Genomic DNA, 16480 nt, shown 5'->3' with positions numbered 1-16480 from the left:
GTATCAATGCAGCGTTTTTATTTAATCGTATGTTGACAATTTCCATGTATCATAAGAACTTATTGACATTAATAGCATAAATAAACATATTTTATTTATTATTAACTAATTTATTTATTTCAAGGACGTCAATTCGCTGTGAAATCTATTACTCAATTCTGCTTATTCACGTTACTTACCACGCCCGCCTTAACTTATGCTTCAGATGATGATTATGAAGCGTGTTTGTTAAATGCTGTAAAAAATCAAAGTGGTGAATTAACAGTGAATCAAATCCGTTCTCGCTGTAAATCCATTGTTACTCATTCTAAAACGGTAAAAGATCAACCCATGATCACTCAGCGATTACAAAGCGAACGTGAAACGAGCTTTGAACCCTTTGTGATCACACCGCACCGTATGAACTACTTCCTTCCTTTGTCTATAACCGACAGCATTAACCATGAAGCTTATAAAGGTACAGAATGGGGTAACCACTTTAAAAATGCAGAAGCCGAATTCCAGATTAGTTTCAAAACGCCGCTAAATTACGATGATCTATTAATTGATGGCGATGGTCTTTTCCTTGCTTTTACGCTCAATTCTTATTGGCAGGTTTACGCAAGTGGGGTTTCACGCCCATTCAGAGAGACTAACTATCGACCTGAAATGTTTTACTTAGCACCAACACCATGGACCCCATTTGGTGGCAATACTTGGGCTACATTGGGAATCGAGCACCAATCGAATGGTCGTACACAAGGGTTATCTAGAAGTTGGAATCGTGTATATACCGACTTTATCTTTGAAAAAGGAAACTTTGCATTCTCATTTAGACCATGGTGGCGTATTCCGGAGGACAAGAAAAAAGAACCTCTCTCGCCATCTGGTGATGATAACCCTGATATCGAAGATTACATGGGACATTACCAAGTCGGTGTGGTTTACAAATGGGATGACTATGAGTTCAGCTTTACTGGACGAGAAAACTTTGCTTCTCATAAAGGCTATGGTGAGATCGGGTTGACCTTCCCATTATGGGGTAAATTGCGTGGATATACTAAATATTCAACGGGTTACGGTGAAAATTTGGTTGATTATAACCACAAACAGCAACGTATTGGTGTGGGTATTGCCTTGACCGATATTTTATAAAATATGTATAAGCATGACGTTTTAAGAAGCGTCATGCTTGTTTCATCTAAATAATTCAAACCCCATAAAGATAATTGCAGCACTACCTAATATGGAAAAAAGACCTACAACAACCTTTCTTTGATTCGTAGGCGACATATAGCGCATAACCCAATAAGCAAACAGTAATAGACCAATTATCACAACAATCTTCAACATATTTATCCCCTATTGGTCAAAGTGCGTTCTTTAATGATGTATAAATCTTCCTTTAAATACACGATCTTATTACTTATTTTATCTTTTTAGCTTAACACATAGTTCATATTTAGGACAAAAAACACGCAAATATAAATAGCGCAGAGCAGCGCTATTTTGATATATGAAAGAGAGATTAAATCTCAAACATTGGAATACCTTTTAATTGCGGTATCACTTGTTGAAGTTGTTTCTCTTGCTCAGCCAAACCGTCAATTGAACCACATAAACTATCTGCTTTTACTTTCATTTGCTGGCTACGATGTGTCATTTGTTCGCCTAATCGTGTTTTTAATGCAGTAAATTTTGACTGAAGTTGTGTAAAATCCACATTACCATTTTTCATTTCATCAGAAAGCGCTGCAAATAAGCTCGCTAACGATTGAACACTGACTTGTTTCATTGCCGATTCAAACTCGGTTTTCCAATTAGTATCCATATTAGAAAACACATCAGCAGGCATAACAAACTCACCTTGCTGATTATAAAATTTCCCATGAGCTTGCTGACCAAACTGAGCAATTAAGATCTCAACGTTTTTAAACGCATCCTGTGAATCAAAACTATTGGCAACTTCACCCAATACGTCTGATGCCATTCCAACGCCTTCTTGTGCTAGTTGTGCCATCTGCGGTAGGTAAGTCTGAACATTCTGGCTATAGGCCTCGACTGCTTTTTGCTGCATTGCCGTTAAATCAACTTTTCCACCATTAACATATACTTCATTACTTTTATTAATCAGTAACTTAGGCTCACCTTGTTCATAGACAGAAATATTACCATTATCAATGTGAATTGGATTTGGCACATCCACAGGACAACTCTGTGCAAATACTGAGTTTGAAATTAATAGCAGTATGCCGATCAATAACTTGTTCATCACTTTATCTCTTGAAATCATCTAGGCGAATGATTGCCTTTTTATTAAGACCACAGTTTTCCATTTTCACTCCATATTCTATCGCGATTTGTTACTTGTAACGACTTGTTGTCTTTCTTTGAATAAAAAACTAATAATAACAGCACATTGTTCAATAACAGTTGAATTATCCCCATCATTTCTTCAACATAGCTTTTAAATTCAACCGATTTGGAATTCTCGTGGAAAAAGTTGCAATATTTGTTGATGTACAAAACATCTACTACACCGTAAAAGAAAAGTATCGCGCTAACTTCGACTACAATGCTTTTTGGGCGGAAGTATCACAAGATAGAGAAATCATCGCAGCTTACGCTTATGCCATCCATAAAGGAGATGAAAAGCAAAGACAGTTTCAAAATATTCTGCGAGCGATTGGCTTTGAAGTAAAACTAAAACCGTTTATCCAACGCAGTGATGGCTCTGCTAAGGGAGATTGGGATGTGGGTATTACACTAGATGTTATCGAGCATGCACAAGATGCTGATCGTATTATTTTACTATCAGGCGATGGTGACTTTGATTTATTAGTGGATAAAGTACAGACCAAATATAATACCAAGGTAGAAGTGTATGGCGTACCGGGCTTAACGGCGACATCACTTATCAATACCGCAACACATTACCGCGAAATTGAAGATACCCTGTTACTTGGACGTTAGTCGCTATATACCTTAATAAATAAGGCCAGCTCTATCAAACAATAAAACTGGCCTTATCTCTTTTACTCTCTTTATTTACTCATTACATGTGCCATTGGCTGACCATGGATTTCTAATAGTTCGTGTACTGAATGCCATACCATTTTTACAGGAACAATAATGAAATAAACCGACGCTAATACAACCATTGTTGGATCGGCATAGACTGCATATCCAGCATATTGCGTCATCATTAATAATTTAGCGATAAAGAAACCAGCAAGTACAGCAACACTAATCACAGTGTCCATAATCCACTGTTTTGCTTCAGCATCTGCTAACGCTGATTCAATATTCTCGCTCTTCAACTTAATATAACGATAAGTCGCATAACAACCAGTAACACTTACCATACCAAATGCAAGTGCAACGCCCGCATTGACATCACGACCCCCCGCTAAAATTGCTTCAACGGCTGAATAAAATGACCATAAACACATAACGGCAATAACAGAACCTTTAATCGCAATTACCGCAGGCTCAATCATTGCAAATTGAGGGGTTGTCTTATCCACTTCAGGCTTATGAATATAATGCGCTGCACCCAGTGATAACATGGTTAAGGCTAAGCTGACGAGTGAATAGGCACCATCAAACACAATTACTAACGAGCCAACAATAGACCCTAAAACAATCCCTATTACCGCAAATGAAAATGATGATATTGTTGACAACAATAGCAATCCACGCTCTTGTTGTATCTTGCTAGACATATATACCTCAATCGACAAATTATTCGTCGTTTTTTGTTGTTGAATTATCCTAGGTACATAATACTGTGACTTAAATTAATAATATAATCACTGAGCGACAGTTTTTTCGTCGCTAATATTGGCATATAGGTTGGTATATTTAACAGGCAAAAATCTGCATGAGAACTAATCAAATTGAAATGTATTTATATGCAATTAAGACAGGGTCTATTGCAGAAGCCGCACGAAAGTTAGGAAAAAGTCGAACTACCGTCAGTGCTGCTTTAAGTGCGCTGGAAGATGAGCTCGGTATTGCGCTTTTAAATCGAACAGGAAACCAAATAATTCCTACTGGTATCGGTGATGCAATTGCTAATGATTTCGAAAGAATGCTACTTATTGCCCGTGATATTGAAACCCGCTGTGATCAGCATTTAGCTGGTGTTGAATCCAGCATTCGTATCGCACGTGATGACTCATTACCAGAATCTGTGTGGCGTAAACTACTACGTGATATTCGTAAACAATTCCCACAAACCAGTGTCTCTATTTATAGCGCTCCACCACAAGAGCTAGAAGAAATGGTGACCCAAAATCTTGTTGATGTCGCCTATGGGTTATTACCAGATACCCATCAGCTTTCACGTGTGAATCAGATCCATTTAGGTCAAATTCGCATGATGTCCGTTGCCCATAAAGATCATCCACTTAGTCAATTACGTAAAGTGACAGCAGCCGATCTTGAGCGTTTTACTGAAATTGCCGTTGCCTATATCGATGAAGAAAGTCTGAAAATTGTTACACCTAAGGCTGGTAAATACATTGCATTATCGTTTTACGAGCACCTTCGAGATGCGGTGTTAGATCAAACTGGTTGGTCTTATTTACCTGCAATTCTCATTAATCATTACTTGCGCGACGGCACACTTAAAGTCATCAAGTATAACCGAGCCATGAACTGGCAAGCTTATGGTGAGGTAGTAGAAACCGAATCACGCCGTACACCAGTTATAAAATGGCTTTCAGAACAAATAGAAGCTTACTTGTTTGATGAAAGTGATTAGAAGCATAAAAAAGCAACATTAGAAGTTAATCAAATAGCCACTGAAAAGTCATAAAACCGCGATAGCGTAAAAATTCATCCTAAACAGAGTGTTTAAGAATCATGAATATCAATACCTATCGCACCTTATGGCTATCTGATCTCCATTTAGGTAACCGTGATTGTAAAATTGATTATCTCCTCAACTTTTTTGAACATAACCAAGCTGAAACCATTATTTTAGTTGGTGATATTATTGATTTATGGTCTCAAAAAAATCGTTCTTATTGGCCTCAGAGCCATAATGCATTACTAAACCTATTACTCGATAAAGCACACCACGGTTGTAAGATAATCTATATTCCAGGGAATCACGATGAAAAAATCCGTGACTTTCTTCACTATGATTTTGGTCATATACAACTCGAACGCCAATATATTCATACCACTGCGACTGGAAATAAAATACTGGCGTTACACGGTGATGAATTTGATGATTTGATTACCATTAATCGCTTTCATTCTTATTTAGGTGATAAAGGCTATGACTTCCTACTTTTTCTCAATCGTTGGCTACACCATATTCGCCGAAAATTAAATAAACCTTATTGGTCCTTAGCTACATACTTAAAGCAACGGGTCGATAAGGCGCATCAAGCTATTGCTCGTTTTCGTCAAGCTGCAATTAATCATGCTAAAAATAATCAGGTTGATGGGATTATATGTGGCCATATCCACCAGCCAGACCTTCAATATTGTGACAGTATTATGTATGCCAATTGCGGTGACTGGGTCGAAAATTGCACCCTTTTAACTGAAACCCATGATGGTGCAATACAACTACGACATTGGACAGATACCCATTGTGAATTAATTACAGATAGTCGTAAATTATTTAATCAGAATAAAAAACAGCCACTTAAAAAAAATGTCGCCTAGTCATTAATGGGACCAGTAACACATAACTTATTGATTAATGAATTTACATCAGACAATTACAAAACGATTGCTACACTTATTATGCTTATTGTAAGTCATTCACTTCTGTGAATTCAGCTGAATTAAGATAAATAATGATAATTTATCTTTAAAATATATGGACATAGCTAGATTGAACGGTGTTTTTAACCCATTATGTGCGTCGTTTTTATAAAATAAGGAAAAAGAAATATGATGAGAAAATTGGTTGCCGAGTTTATCGGTACATTCTGGTTAGTACTAGGTGGTTGTGGTAGTGCGGTTCTGGCTGCTGCTTATCCTGATTTAGGCATCGGTTTCCTCGGTGTAGCACTAGCATTCGGTTTGACTGTTGTAACTATGGCATACGCGATTGGTCATATTTCTGGCTGCCACTTAAACCCAGCAGTGACTGTTGGTCTATGGGCTGGTAATCGTTTCCCTACTGGTGAAGTTGTACCTTATATTATCTCTCAAGTACTTGGCGGTATCGCTGGTGCTGCTGTACTTTACGTTATTGCAAGTGGTCATGCTGGTTTCGATCTAGCTGGCGGTTTCGCATCGAACGGTTATGGTGAACACTCACCTGGTCACTACTCATTATTATCTTCTTTCGTTACTGAAGTAGTCATGACGTTTATGTTCCTATTTGTGATTTTAGGTGCGACCCACAAACTAGCATCACCACAAATGGCAGGTTTAGCCATTGGTCTTGCCCTAACACTTATTCACCTAATCAGTATTCCTGTAACAAACACATCGGTTAACACTGCACGTAGTACAGGTCCTGCTTTGTTTGTTGGCGATTGGGCAACATCTCAACTTTGGATGTTCTGGGTTGCGCCACTTATCGGTGCGGTTCTAGCTGGTTGGATATACCGTTGGTTAGCACCAAATAACGACTAATATCGTTATTATATCAAACACTAAAAAAGCGAGCATCAGCTCGCTTTTTTAGTATCTTTGCTTAATCTAATAATTAAACTTCTTGCACCGTTTGTAATAGCACTTGTACTGGGTGCTTAAACTTAATGTGCTCAAAACGTTTTACTTGGCTTCGGCAAGAATAGCCCGTTGCCATACAACGTGAATTATCAAGTTGCTCGATATTTGGTTTCCAGCTTAAATTATATACCCCTTTAGAGGTCTCTAACTTATCTTTTTCATGACCAAATGTTCCAGCCATACCACAACAACCAACAGCAACAGATTGAAGCGCTATACCAAAGTGACTAAATATCGTTCCCCACTGCTTTTCAGCATTAGGCATCTTGGTTTTTTCAGTACAATGAGCAAAGAGGTACCAAGGTTCTTCATCTGTCGCTTGATATTGCTTTAACTCTGGCAGTAATGGTAATAACCACTCATGTGCGGTTAACACTTCAAAGTTACCACGGGTTTCTTTTAATACTTCAGCGTATTCATCGCGGTAACAAAGCACAAGTGCAGGATCAACACCTACCATTGGAATATTCAGCACAGCTAATTGGTTTAGGAAATCAGCGGTATTACGAGCGGTTTTAGCAAACTGGCGCAAGAACCCTTTTACATGCTGTGCTTTACCATTTGGTTTAAATGGCACCAAAATTGGTTTTTTGCCCAGCTTTTCAGTCAAGAGAATAAAATCTTTTACCACTTCGGCATCATAGAAGCTGGTAAACGGATCTTGAACAATCAGTACATAATTCTTACGCTCTTGCTCTGATAACGCTTGTAACCATTGCAGGTCAAAACGCAGTGCATGGTGTCCATCAAGTTGCTCAGTTAATGTCGGCAATGACAATAACGGCATATCAACATACCCAATCGCTTTTTCAGTGAGTTTTTTCGACCACTCCAGACGTGTTAAGGCGTTCATCACCCCAGGTGCTTTCGCCATTAAGGGTAAATAGTATTCAACATACGCAACTAAATAATCTTTAGCTGGGCGTTGATAGCGGCTGTAATAGATATTCATAAAGCGGGAGCGGAAGCTTGGAACATCTACTTTGATTGGACATTGGCTTGCACAAGCTTTACATGCTAGACAGCCATTCATCGCTTCCATCACTTCATGAGAGTAATCATATTGCTTACGGCGCTTACCATACGTATTTTTTAGACGATCGATAATCTGTTTAATCGTCGGTGTCGTAGTCAATAACTTATGTTCTAACTCGTCTGCATTAACACCTTGCTCTGCTAATTGACGTAGCCATTCACGAACCAACCCTGCCCGCCCTTTCGGAGAATGACGACGATCTGCGGTGATCTTCATCGATGGACACATCGGTGAGCTTGTGTCGTAGTTAAAACACAAGCCATTACCATTACATTCCATCGCTTGTTTAAAGCTATCTCGCGTTGTTACAGGGATCTGGCGATCATAAAAACCACGCTTACGATCATCAACCTTCACTAATTGATCATCGCTCTCTAATGGCGTACAAATTTTACCCGGGTTTAAACGATTGTGTGGATCAAACGCTGATTTTACACGACGTAATTCTGTGAATAACTCATCACCAAAGAAAGCCGGACCATATTCAGAGCGGAAACCTTTACCGTGCTCGCCCCACATCAATCCTCCATATTTTGCCACCAGCTCAACAACTTGATCAGAGACTTCTTTCATCAAGCGCTCTTGCTCAGGATCACACATATCAAGTGCTGGGCGAACGTGTAAAACCCCCGCATCAACGTGGCCAAACATGCCATAATTTAATTGTTTTTCATCAAGTAGCTGACGGAATTCAGCAATAAAATCAGCTAAGTTTTCAGGAGGTACGCAGGTATCTTCAGCAAATGCGATAGGTTTTTGACTACCTTTTGCTGCCCCCAACAAACCCACAGCTTTTTTACGCATAGTGTAAATTTTTTGAATGCTCGCCAGCTCTTCACAGACTTGATAGCCAATAATGCCTGCTTCATTCGCCGTTATCATGGCATCGAGTCGTTCACATAATGCTTTCACTTGTTGTTGATTCTCGGCAATATCGTTGCTTGCATACTCAACCATATTGATTCCAAGCATTTCCTTGCCAGGAACATCGGTTAATAAATCGCTAACAGTGTTCCAAACAATATCTTGTTTTGCGAGATTCAATACTTTGGAATCGATGGTTTCTACCGATAGCGCTTTAGCTTCAACCATCATTGGCGCATTACGTAGCGCTGAATCAAAACTATCGTATTTAATATTTACAAGCGTACGTGATTTCGGGATTGGCGTAATATTCAGTTTCGCTTCTGCAATAAACGCAAGCGAACCTTCTGCTCCACACAACAAACGACCAATATCAAATTGTGTTAGTTCATCGTCATAAACATTTTTTAAATCATAACCCGTTAGAAAGCGATTCAAAGGTGGAAACTTATCGATAATTTGCTGGCGTTTTTCACGACATATTTGCGCAGAGGTTTTAACAACTTTTGCAGCGAGATCATCACCTGTTATCGACTCTATTTGCACCTCATTTAATGCTTCAGTTTTTAATACTGAGCCATCAACAAGGACTGCCGTTAACGACAATACATGATCAGACGTTTTTCCGTATTTTAACGACCCTTGACCCGAAGCATCAGTGTTGATCATACCGCCCACGGTAGCACGGTTACTGGTTGATAAATCAGGAGAGAAAAAATAGCCATGAGGACGTAACGTATCGTTAAGTTGATCTTTTACGACACCTGTTTGTACTCGAACCCAACCTTGTTCAGGATTAACTTCCAGTACCTTATTCATATGGCGTGAGATATCGACAACCACACCGGGTGTCAATGATTGGCCATTAGTTCCCGTACCGCCCCCACGAGGAGAAAAAGTGATTTTTTGATAGTTTTTCTGTTGACCAATTTGACCAATTAACACCAGATCATCGATATCTTTCGGTAAGACAACCGCCTGAGGAATAACTTGATAAACGCTATTATCCGTCGCAACAGCGAGTCTACTCGCATAGGTTTTCTCTATCTCACCACGAAAACCTGCCGCGAATAAATCGTCAAGGAATGACAGCACCAGTTGCTCGATACTGTGCTGATGGGTTAATGCTGGTAACATTGTGCTCCTTCTCCAATGTACGCTATCACTTATAGCGGAGTCGTGTCCTACGACTATTGGCTTTCTCTCATTTAATATTTATAGCCTGATCGTTATAAATTCGATCATCGGCACATCAATTTTAGGTATTATTATCACTTTACTCTACCTTACAACGCGATAGAACAAAACAAACAATCCTTGCTTGTCACTACCGCTTCTGCCTTGAAAGTACTTATTTAAAACGGTAACTATGCACAGTCATCATTACGCACGCCATAACCATTACGATAATAGTTAATGTTTTTATCAATAATATAGCGACTGTACTTATCACGAGATCTACAAATAATGAGCTCAAAAATCCCATCGCCAATACAGAGCTTAGTAGAGACACTGCTAATTTTATTTTTTGAGTGTAAGTAATTGTCTGTCGTGATCGACCTCTATCAAATAAGACAGCGGTACTCATTGCAAGCGTACAAGCCAATAAATACACTTGCTGAGGGACTTGAAAATAGCTCAAACCCACAGCTATTATTATGCTTAGTAGCGTCCAATATCGCCAATTACGAACATGCTGATAGGCTAAGCCTGAGTGTTGCCACCAAATAAACAAGACTAAAAGCACTATCCCAGCACTCAAACCAAGTACGGTATCTGAGATAAAATGTACACCTAGCCAAATCCTTGCTATAGCTTGTAAACTGATAGCAATAACCAACAACGGTAGTGTCTTTAAGCGGAACGCTATTAGGTTTGAAGTAAAGTTAAGTCGATAACGATTAATCAACAACGGCAAATTATACCAAAGCAGTCCCCATAGTACCGTTGCCATTAATGTATGACCGCTCGGCAAACCAAAACCACTGGCAGCAGTTTGTTGTAAATCAGGCCAAATATAAAATGGACGAGGTGATGCTAATGCTAATTTCATTACCGAAGCAATAAAAGTGGCAGACACAAGCACACTTGATAAATACAACATTGCTGTCACACCAAAACTGACGGTAACAACGAGCAATAACAAACCAATAAACAACTTCTCACCAGGTAAGTTAAACACAGACATCACTCGTTGAAAAAGTGATTGGTAACTGTTAGGCAGCGATTTGATTTCTTGTTGAAACGACTTAATCTGTGTCAGCTCCCATTGGTGTAACCTACTCACCGCATAGTAATCTGCAGCATTGGTCGTAATTTCACTATTGGGTACTTGTGATAATAAGCGTTGGATCAGTGGAACATCATTTGGGTAACGATAATCTTTTGGCGTAATGTTTTCAGCTGTCAGTATATAGGCACGCTTTACCTCTTTGGTAAAATGCTTCGCTTGCCAAGTACTAATTAACAAATCATCACTTTCTGTCGTTGTTAACGGTTGGGTATAAGGCGTGATCAGTATTGTTGGAATGGGCTGTTTCGCTACACACGCAAATAACGTCGTATTACCTCGCAATTTTAGCAATTTCACCGCATCAACATGAATACCAGTTTCTTCATAGACTTCACGTACAGCCGCTTGCTCAGGAGAATCTTCAGAAGTGATTTGCCCGCCTGGTAAGGCTAATTTATTTGATATTTCTTCTTTTATAACGACAACTTTATCACCGTGACGGATCAAACATGCTGAGCCAACCAACGGAGTAGCCTGAGCTGGAAACGAAAAAAAGATAATAAGAAGTAAAGTTAAAATAGCCCTGTCAGGCTTTATTGCAGAGAGAGAAGGTGTACTAATACGTACCATGGAAAATAGCATCCAAGAAGAATAGAAATAAGAGAGCTGAGAAACACAGTGTAACTCAGCTCACTAGACATGACGCTAAAAGAATCACAAAACGCTATAAGCCACCCATCAAGGTGTATTTCATTTCAGTATATTCTTCTAAACCTTGATGCGCACCTTCTCGGCCAATACCTGATTCTTTTATACCACCAAATGGTGCGAGTTCAGTAGAAATTAACCCTTCATTAACTCCGACCATGCCATATTCCAGTGCTTCACTAACACGAAAAACGCGTGATAATGATTGAGTATATACGTATGCAGCAAGTCCTGAGTCGGTATTATTAGCACGTGTAATAACATCTTGCTCATCCGTAAACTTAAACACAGCCGATAAAGGACCAAAAGTTTCTTCATTCGCCACTAACATATTATCGGTTACATCACTGAGTACCGTAGGTTGAACAAAGCAGCTTATAGAAGGCTTTCGTGTACCTATGACTAGGTTAGCCCCTTTCATCATCGCATCATTAATATGTTTTTCGACTTTCTCAACCGCAGCTCGGTTTATCAACGGGCCAATAGTTACGCCATTATCAACACCATTTCCAACCGTTAGTGCTGATACTTTTTCTGCTAGCTTTTCTACAAATTGCTGGTACACATCACTATGAACATAGATACGGTTAGTGCACACACATGTCTGACCTGCATTACGAAACTTAGAGACCATCACCCCATCAATCGCACGAGATAAATCGGCATCATTAAACACAATAAATGGCGCGTTACCACCTAACTCTAAAGACACTTTCTTAACGGTAGCTGCTGACTGTGCCATCAAAAGCTTACCGATTGCAGTAGAGCCTGTGAATGAAACTTTGCGAACGCGCTTATTACTCATAAGCTCTGCGCCAATTTTGACGGCATCTCCCGTAATTACATTAAACAAACCTGCAGGAATACCCGCCCGATGCGCGAGTTCTGCAAGGGCAAATGCAGTATAAGGGGTATCTGGCGCCGGTTTTAATACAACGGAGCAACCCGCAGCAAAAGCTGGACCACATTTACGTGTGATCATTGCAGCAGGAAAGTTCCATGGTGTAATGGCAGCAACCACACCAACAGGCTGGCGAGAGACTAAAATACGGGCATCTTCTTTATGGCTTGGAATAATCTCACCGTTTAGACGCTTAGCTTCTTCGGCATACCATTCAACAAAACTCGCCGCATAGGCAATTTCACCTTTAGCTTCAGCCAATGGTTTACCTTGCTCAGCAGTAAGAATATTAGCTAATTCATCACTGTGTGAAACAATTAACTCATACCACTGACGTAAGATCATCGAGCGATGTTTCGCTGTTGTTTTTGACCACAATCGATACGCTTTATCTGCCGCATCAATCGCGATATTTGTTTCTTCTACACCCATAAGTGGAACATGACCAATAACTTCATTTGTCGCCGGATTGGTAATATTTGCCGTTTTACCAGAAAAAGCGTCACTCCATTGGCCATTAATAAATGCTTGCTGTTTAAACAAGCCACCAAAAGAAAAAGTCGTGTTTCCTATTATTCCGTAAATATTGAGTATCTATTTAATCTTGATATTGTAATACAAATAACTATTAAGCGTTTAATATTCCGCTATCATTTTATCAGTTGCCAAATTTTGTTGCTAATAATGCGGCAGAGCAGCGAGTAAGCAACTAGGCTAAAAGAGATTTGAATATTATTTTGTAATGGCATGATACATAGGCTTGTTTTCTAGCCTTACGAAAACAGGTAACAATAGCAATGACTAGAAAAATTGCAGTAATTCGGCACGGTATAAAACACGGCGCCATCATAACTTATATCGATACTCCCCATCTTCCTGATACCAACCCCTTTATCCTTTGGGATCATTATTTATCCACTAACCGATCACATAATGAACTAGGCTTTCATGGCCACTCAGGTATCGAAGCTGTCAGCTATCCCGTTGTCGGTTCAATACAAAACGATGACAGTATTAACGGTAAAAATCACATTCAAACGGGTGATATTCATCTCACCACTTGTGGCTATGGCATGGCACATAAATCATTGATGAAACCTCACAATGGTATCGTAGAAGCATTTCAAATGTGGACCGCTTCGCCTTCAGAGAAAAAAGGTGAAATGGCTAGGCCATCAAGCACGCATATTGCCAGTGAAAAACTACCTCTCATTGAAGGCACACACGCGACAACAAAAGTACTCATAGGTCACTACAATGGTGTTGAAAGCCCGATAAAACACAACTGCAATATTATCTATCTTGATATTATTGTCACGTCATACGGTAGTTGGACGTTTACACCACCAGAGACCCATGTTGCAGGTTTTATTTATTTACGCTCAGGGCACGCCTATATCGCAAATAATCAGCTACATCCGAATCAAATGGGAATTTTTGCTCACTCACAATTGCCCATTACCGTCACAACCACAAACCACAGTGCACGATTTTTTATTGCGTTAGGTGAGCCATTAAAACAACCTTTAATAACAAAAGAAGGCTCTGTTCATTCTTCAAGTAATAATTTACACATTGCATTAAAAAATATTCAACAGATTATAAAGCAATTACAGCCTGTTGAAGAAAAAACATAAATAACAACGCCCTGTAATTTAAAAAGGGCTATATATTACAGGGCGTTAGAAAGTTATGGACGTGATGCTAACTGATAAGTGCCATTTGATTGAAACCATAGCGTTTGTTTTTGTTTGCGACCCAATAGAATTGGACCATCATCAAAAAACAAAAAGTTTTTCCAGTTACGTTTAAATACACCCCATTTAGTTTCTACAATATTGTACTTTTCGTAGCAAAAATAAATCGTTGTATTATCTTCCCATTGCAAAGCAGCCAAAATAGCGTCTGGCAATGAAACATCATCATCGTTATCCCAAGCATCTTGCCAGTCTTCAGGCTCTGACCAGACTTTTGTATCTGCAGCCCAATCACCGTGCTCAAAGTGATCAGAATCCGGACTCTGTTTACTAATATGTTCCTGCCACAATTGCGAAGAACGTGCTTGGGTCAACGGTTTTATTTGCTCAAGATCTGCCGTAGGAACAGGCATCGAAGCATGGGTAAAAATCCACTTACGCGTGTAATTATCAAGTTCGGTGTAATTCATCAATTAGCCTAAATATATAATGACACCGCAATGTACATCAGACACAAAATTTGTTCCAGTTACAGACTAAGAAAAAGAATTCTTAATCGCTGCTCTCAATGTATCAAAAAAGGTACGACCATAATCGTACCTCATCCATCATTTCCCGTGATTATAATTATCCTGTTTTATTTTTCTTCACCCCATAAATTACTTACCCAACCGCCCACATTGTCATCATAATGACTATCATTAAATGTCGTTATTGGCTTTATGAGATTTTCATTATTATGACTTTCTAGTAGCTGTGATATATGCATCGCCATAGGATCACCTGTCGATTTCATTTGATGCCGAGTTGCAACTTCTTTGATAATTTGTAATCGATATGACGAGTTCATTTTTTTCATCACACACTCCTCTTTCTTAGACATAAACGTTTAAAAAATAGGCGCACCAACATCAAACGTCAAATAACTGTATTGCTAATGTCATAACAGTCAGGCATTTGAATCGAAATGAAATGTTATAAATAACAACACGTTATTTTTTCAAGAAAAGAAAAACATTACTACCTCATATAATTAAACACATAACCAATTGATTTAAATAAAATTAATAATTTATTAATTTTTTATTTCATTTGGTCCTATTGTTAATAATTATGTCTAAAAATATACTTACAAAATAAGCGATGTAATCGGAGTGTCTTCGTGCATTAAATACATGCTATGTGATCATCTTGTTACCAAACCTGTTAAACTATAAGACGTTATTGTTCTTTATATCTAAATGTTTAGGAGTACCTGTGCGTTTATTGTCTTTATTTACTTCGTCGGTTTTATCTTTATTGAGTGTGACAGCCATTGCAGCACCGACAAGTAATACTCCAACGGCACTACAAAAAGAGAGTCATGCTACCTATTCTTTTCCGAACCAATTTCATCAATGCAAAAAGACATTAAATTACAATGTCTTTTTTAAAGGTCAGAAAATTGGTCATTATCAACGTCACATTGTTTGGAAAGGCGATAGCGCTGATATTTATACCAACAGTGAAGTTGATGTTTTGATTACTAAATCAAAAATGAACTCTCATACTCAATTACATTGGTCAGATGTTGCCCAACACTTTGTCACGGATAAATTTCAACGAACGATCACTGGACTAATGTCGGGTAATGTCAGTGTAGCTTTTAGTAACGATGGTCATAACTCAACAGTGACTGAAGATGGAAAAACGCAGAAATATACCAACGCTTTAGCGCCTATTCTTGATGGTGACACGATTGGAAGCCAAATGCGTCTCGATTTAATAGAAGGTAAAAAGAACTTTGATTTTATCATGCAAAACAGTGACGAAACTAGCCACTACTTCTTTGCGGTAGTAGGTAATGAAACAATTAATACTAATTTTGGTACTCTAAATACTATTAGGGTTAATCAAACGAGAAAAAGCGATCGCCAACTTTCATTATGGTTTGCACCATCACTTGATTATCAACTCGTAAAAGCAACTTATCACCGTAAAATTGTTGATTTAGAGGCGATACTTATGAGTAAAAAGATTGATTGCCCACCAAAGCAGTTATTCAAGTAGTAACCATCATTAGTATCGAATAGCCGAGTTATAAGTAACTCGGCTTTTTATTTTTACTTCATCGTCACTTTGCCGCCAATGATTTTAAATGCAGGTGTACCTCTTACTAGTGTATCGCGTCCAAATACCGCACCACATTCAGGGCATGTTGCAGACTCAACCGTAAAATCTTTTACAATTCTTTCTTTAAAACACTTTACTAACGCCCCTTTTCCACCCTTTCGATATTTAAATAAAGGCGTTTTACATTTAGCGCAAAAGATATCGACTGTTTTTGTCGGCCCTTTTTTATTCGGTTTTGCCAC

16 protein-coding genes are annotated in these 16480 nt (G+C 38.8%); 7 read left to right on the top strand and 9 right to left on the bottom strand.

Annotation, left to right across the window (positions count from 1 at the left end; all coding sequences use genetic code 11):
- Positions 1-138: 138 nt before the first annotated feature.
- The gene (locus SKA34_RS09520) at positions 139-1134 is read left to right on the top strand and encodes a phospholipase A (RefSeq protein ID WP_006645306.1); all 996 of its coding nucleotides are present in this window, start codon (positions 139-141) and stop codon (positions 1132-1134) included.
- Between the two features lie 42 nt (positions 1135-1176).
- Here the strand turns inward: SKA34_RS09520 and SKA34_RS23340 are convergent, their stop codons facing one another.
- Both SKA34_RS23340 and SKA34_RS09510 read right to left on the bottom strand, forming a co-directional pair.
- Positions 1177-1332, bottom strand: coding sequence for a hypothetical protein (locus SKA34_RS23340; RefSeq protein WP_006645305.1), 156 nt, complete (start codon positions 1330-1332; stop codon positions 1177-1179).
- Positions 1333-1507: 175 nt separating this feature from the next.
- Positions 1508-2251, bottom strand: a complete 744-nt coding sequence (locus SKA34_RS09510; protein WP_232284263.1) for a YggN family protein — start codon at positions 2249-2251, stop codon at positions 1508-1510.
- A 221-nt stretch (positions 2252-2472) separates the two neighbouring features.
- Here SKA34_RS09510 and SKA34_RS09505 point away from each other — a divergent pair, with 221 nt between their 5' ends.
- Positions 2473-2952 carry an NYN domain-containing protein gene (locus tag SKA34_RS09505; RefSeq protein ID WP_005368538.1) on the top strand — a complete coding sequence of 160 codons (480 nt, stop codon included), beginning with the start codon at positions 2473-2475 and terminating at the stop codon, positions 2950-2952.
- Positions 2953-3023: 71 nt separating this feature from the next.
- Here the strand turns inward: SKA34_RS09505 and SKA34_RS09500 are convergent, their stop codons facing one another.
- Positions 3024-3704, bottom strand: a complete 681-nt coding sequence (locus tag SKA34_RS09500) for a cation transporter (protein WP_006645303.1) — start codon at positions 3702-3704, stop codon at positions 3024-3026.
- 158 nt (positions 3705-3862) lie between these two features.
- Here SKA34_RS09500 and SKA34_RS09495 point away from each other — a divergent pair, with 158 nt between their 5' ends.
- The 3 genes from SKA34_RS09495 (at position 3863) to aqpZ (ending at position 6588) form a co-directional block, all read left to right on the top strand.
- Positions 3863-4747, top strand: coding sequence for a LysR family transcriptional regulator (locus tag SKA34_RS09495; protein ID WP_006645302.1), 885 nt, complete (start codon positions 3863-3865; stop codon positions 4745-4747).
- A 101-nt stretch (positions 4748-4848) separates the two neighbouring features.
- The gene (locus SKA34_RS09490; protein WP_006645301.1) at positions 4849-5664 is read left to right on the top strand and encodes a UDP-2,3-diacylglucosamine diphosphatase; all 816 of its coding nucleotides are present in this window, start codon (positions 4849-4851) and stop codon (positions 5662-5664) included.
- A 234-nt stretch (positions 5665-5898) separates the two neighbouring features.
- On the top strand, positions 5899-6588 hold the full coding sequence (gene aqpZ / locus SKA34_RS09485; protein WP_006645300.1) for an aquaporin Z: 690 nt from the start codon (positions 5899-5901) through the stop codon (positions 6586-6588).
- A gap of 73 nt (positions 6589-6661) precedes the next feature.
- Here the strand turns inward: aqpZ and SKA34_RS09480 are convergent, their stop codons facing one another.
- The 3 genes from SKA34_RS09480 to SKA34_RS09470 all read right to left on the bottom strand — a co-directional run bounded on the left by SKA34_RS09480 (position 6662) and on the right by SKA34_RS09470 (position 12972).
- Positions 6662-9724 (bottom strand): FAD-binding and (Fe-S)-binding domain-containing protein, encoded by a 3063-nt coding sequence (locus SKA34_RS09480; RefSeq protein ID WP_006645298.1) that lies wholly within the window; start codon positions 9722-9724, stop codon positions 6662-6664.
- Between the two features lie 214 nt (positions 9725-9938).
- Positions 9939-11450 carry a phosphatase PAP2 family protein gene (locus SKA34_RS09475; RefSeq protein WP_006645297.1) on the bottom strand — a complete coding sequence of 504 codons (1512 nt, stop codon included), beginning with the start codon at positions 11448-11450 and terminating at the stop codon, positions 9939-9941.
- A 94-nt stretch (positions 11451-11544) separates the two neighbouring features.
- Positions 11545-12972, bottom strand: coding sequence for an NAD-dependent succinate-semialdehyde dehydrogenase (locus SKA34_RS09470; protein ID WP_006645296.1), 1428 nt, complete (start codon positions 12970-12972; stop codon positions 11545-11547).
- A gap of 254 nt (positions 12973-13226) precedes the next feature.
- Here SKA34_RS09470 and SKA34_RS09465 point away from each other — a divergent pair, with 254 nt between their 5' ends.
- Positions 13227-14066 (top strand): pirin family protein, encoded by an 840-nt coding sequence (locus SKA34_RS09465; protein ID WP_006645295.1) that lies wholly within the window; start codon positions 13227-13229, stop codon positions 14064-14066.
- 53 nt (positions 14067-14119) lie between these two features.
- Here SKA34_RS09465 and SKA34_RS09460 read toward each other — a convergent pair whose 3' ends face one another.
- On the bottom strand, positions 14120-14596 hold the full coding sequence (locus tag SKA34_RS09460; RefSeq protein ID WP_006645294.1) for a DUF2947 domain-containing protein: 477 nt from the start codon (positions 14594-14596) through the stop codon (positions 14120-14122).
- 167 nt (positions 14597-14763) lie between these two features.
- Entirely contained in the window at positions 14764-14985 is a 222-nt protein-coding gene (locus tag SKA34_RS09455; RefSeq protein WP_006645293.1) for a hypothetical protein, read from the bottom strand.
- Between the two features lie 398 nt (positions 14986-15383).
- Between SKA34_RS09455 and SKA34_RS09450 the strand changes: the two genes are divergently transcribed.
- Positions 15384-16175: a DUF3108 domain-containing protein gene (locus SKA34_RS09450; protein WP_006645292.1), complete on the top strand. Its 792-nt coding sequence runs from the start codon at positions 15384-15386 to the stop codon at positions 16173-16175.
- A gap of 53 nt (positions 16176-16228) precedes the next feature.
- On the opposite strand, the gene SKA34_RS09445 is transcribed toward SKA34_RS09450, so the two are convergent.
- On the bottom strand, positions 16229-16480 hold the full coding sequence (locus SKA34_RS09445; protein ID WP_006645291.1) for a hypothetical protein: 252 nt from the start codon (positions 16478-16480) through the stop codon (positions 16229-16231).

It is taken from the genome of Photobacterium sp. SKA34, assembly GCF_000153325.1.
In the GTDB taxonomy this organism is placed as follows: Bacteria; Pseudomonadota; Gammaproteobacteria; order Enterobacterales; family Vibrionaceae; genus Photobacterium.
The sequence above is the reverse complement of the archived record's forward strand: the minus strand, read 5'-3'. Positions and strand labels throughout refer to the sequence as shown.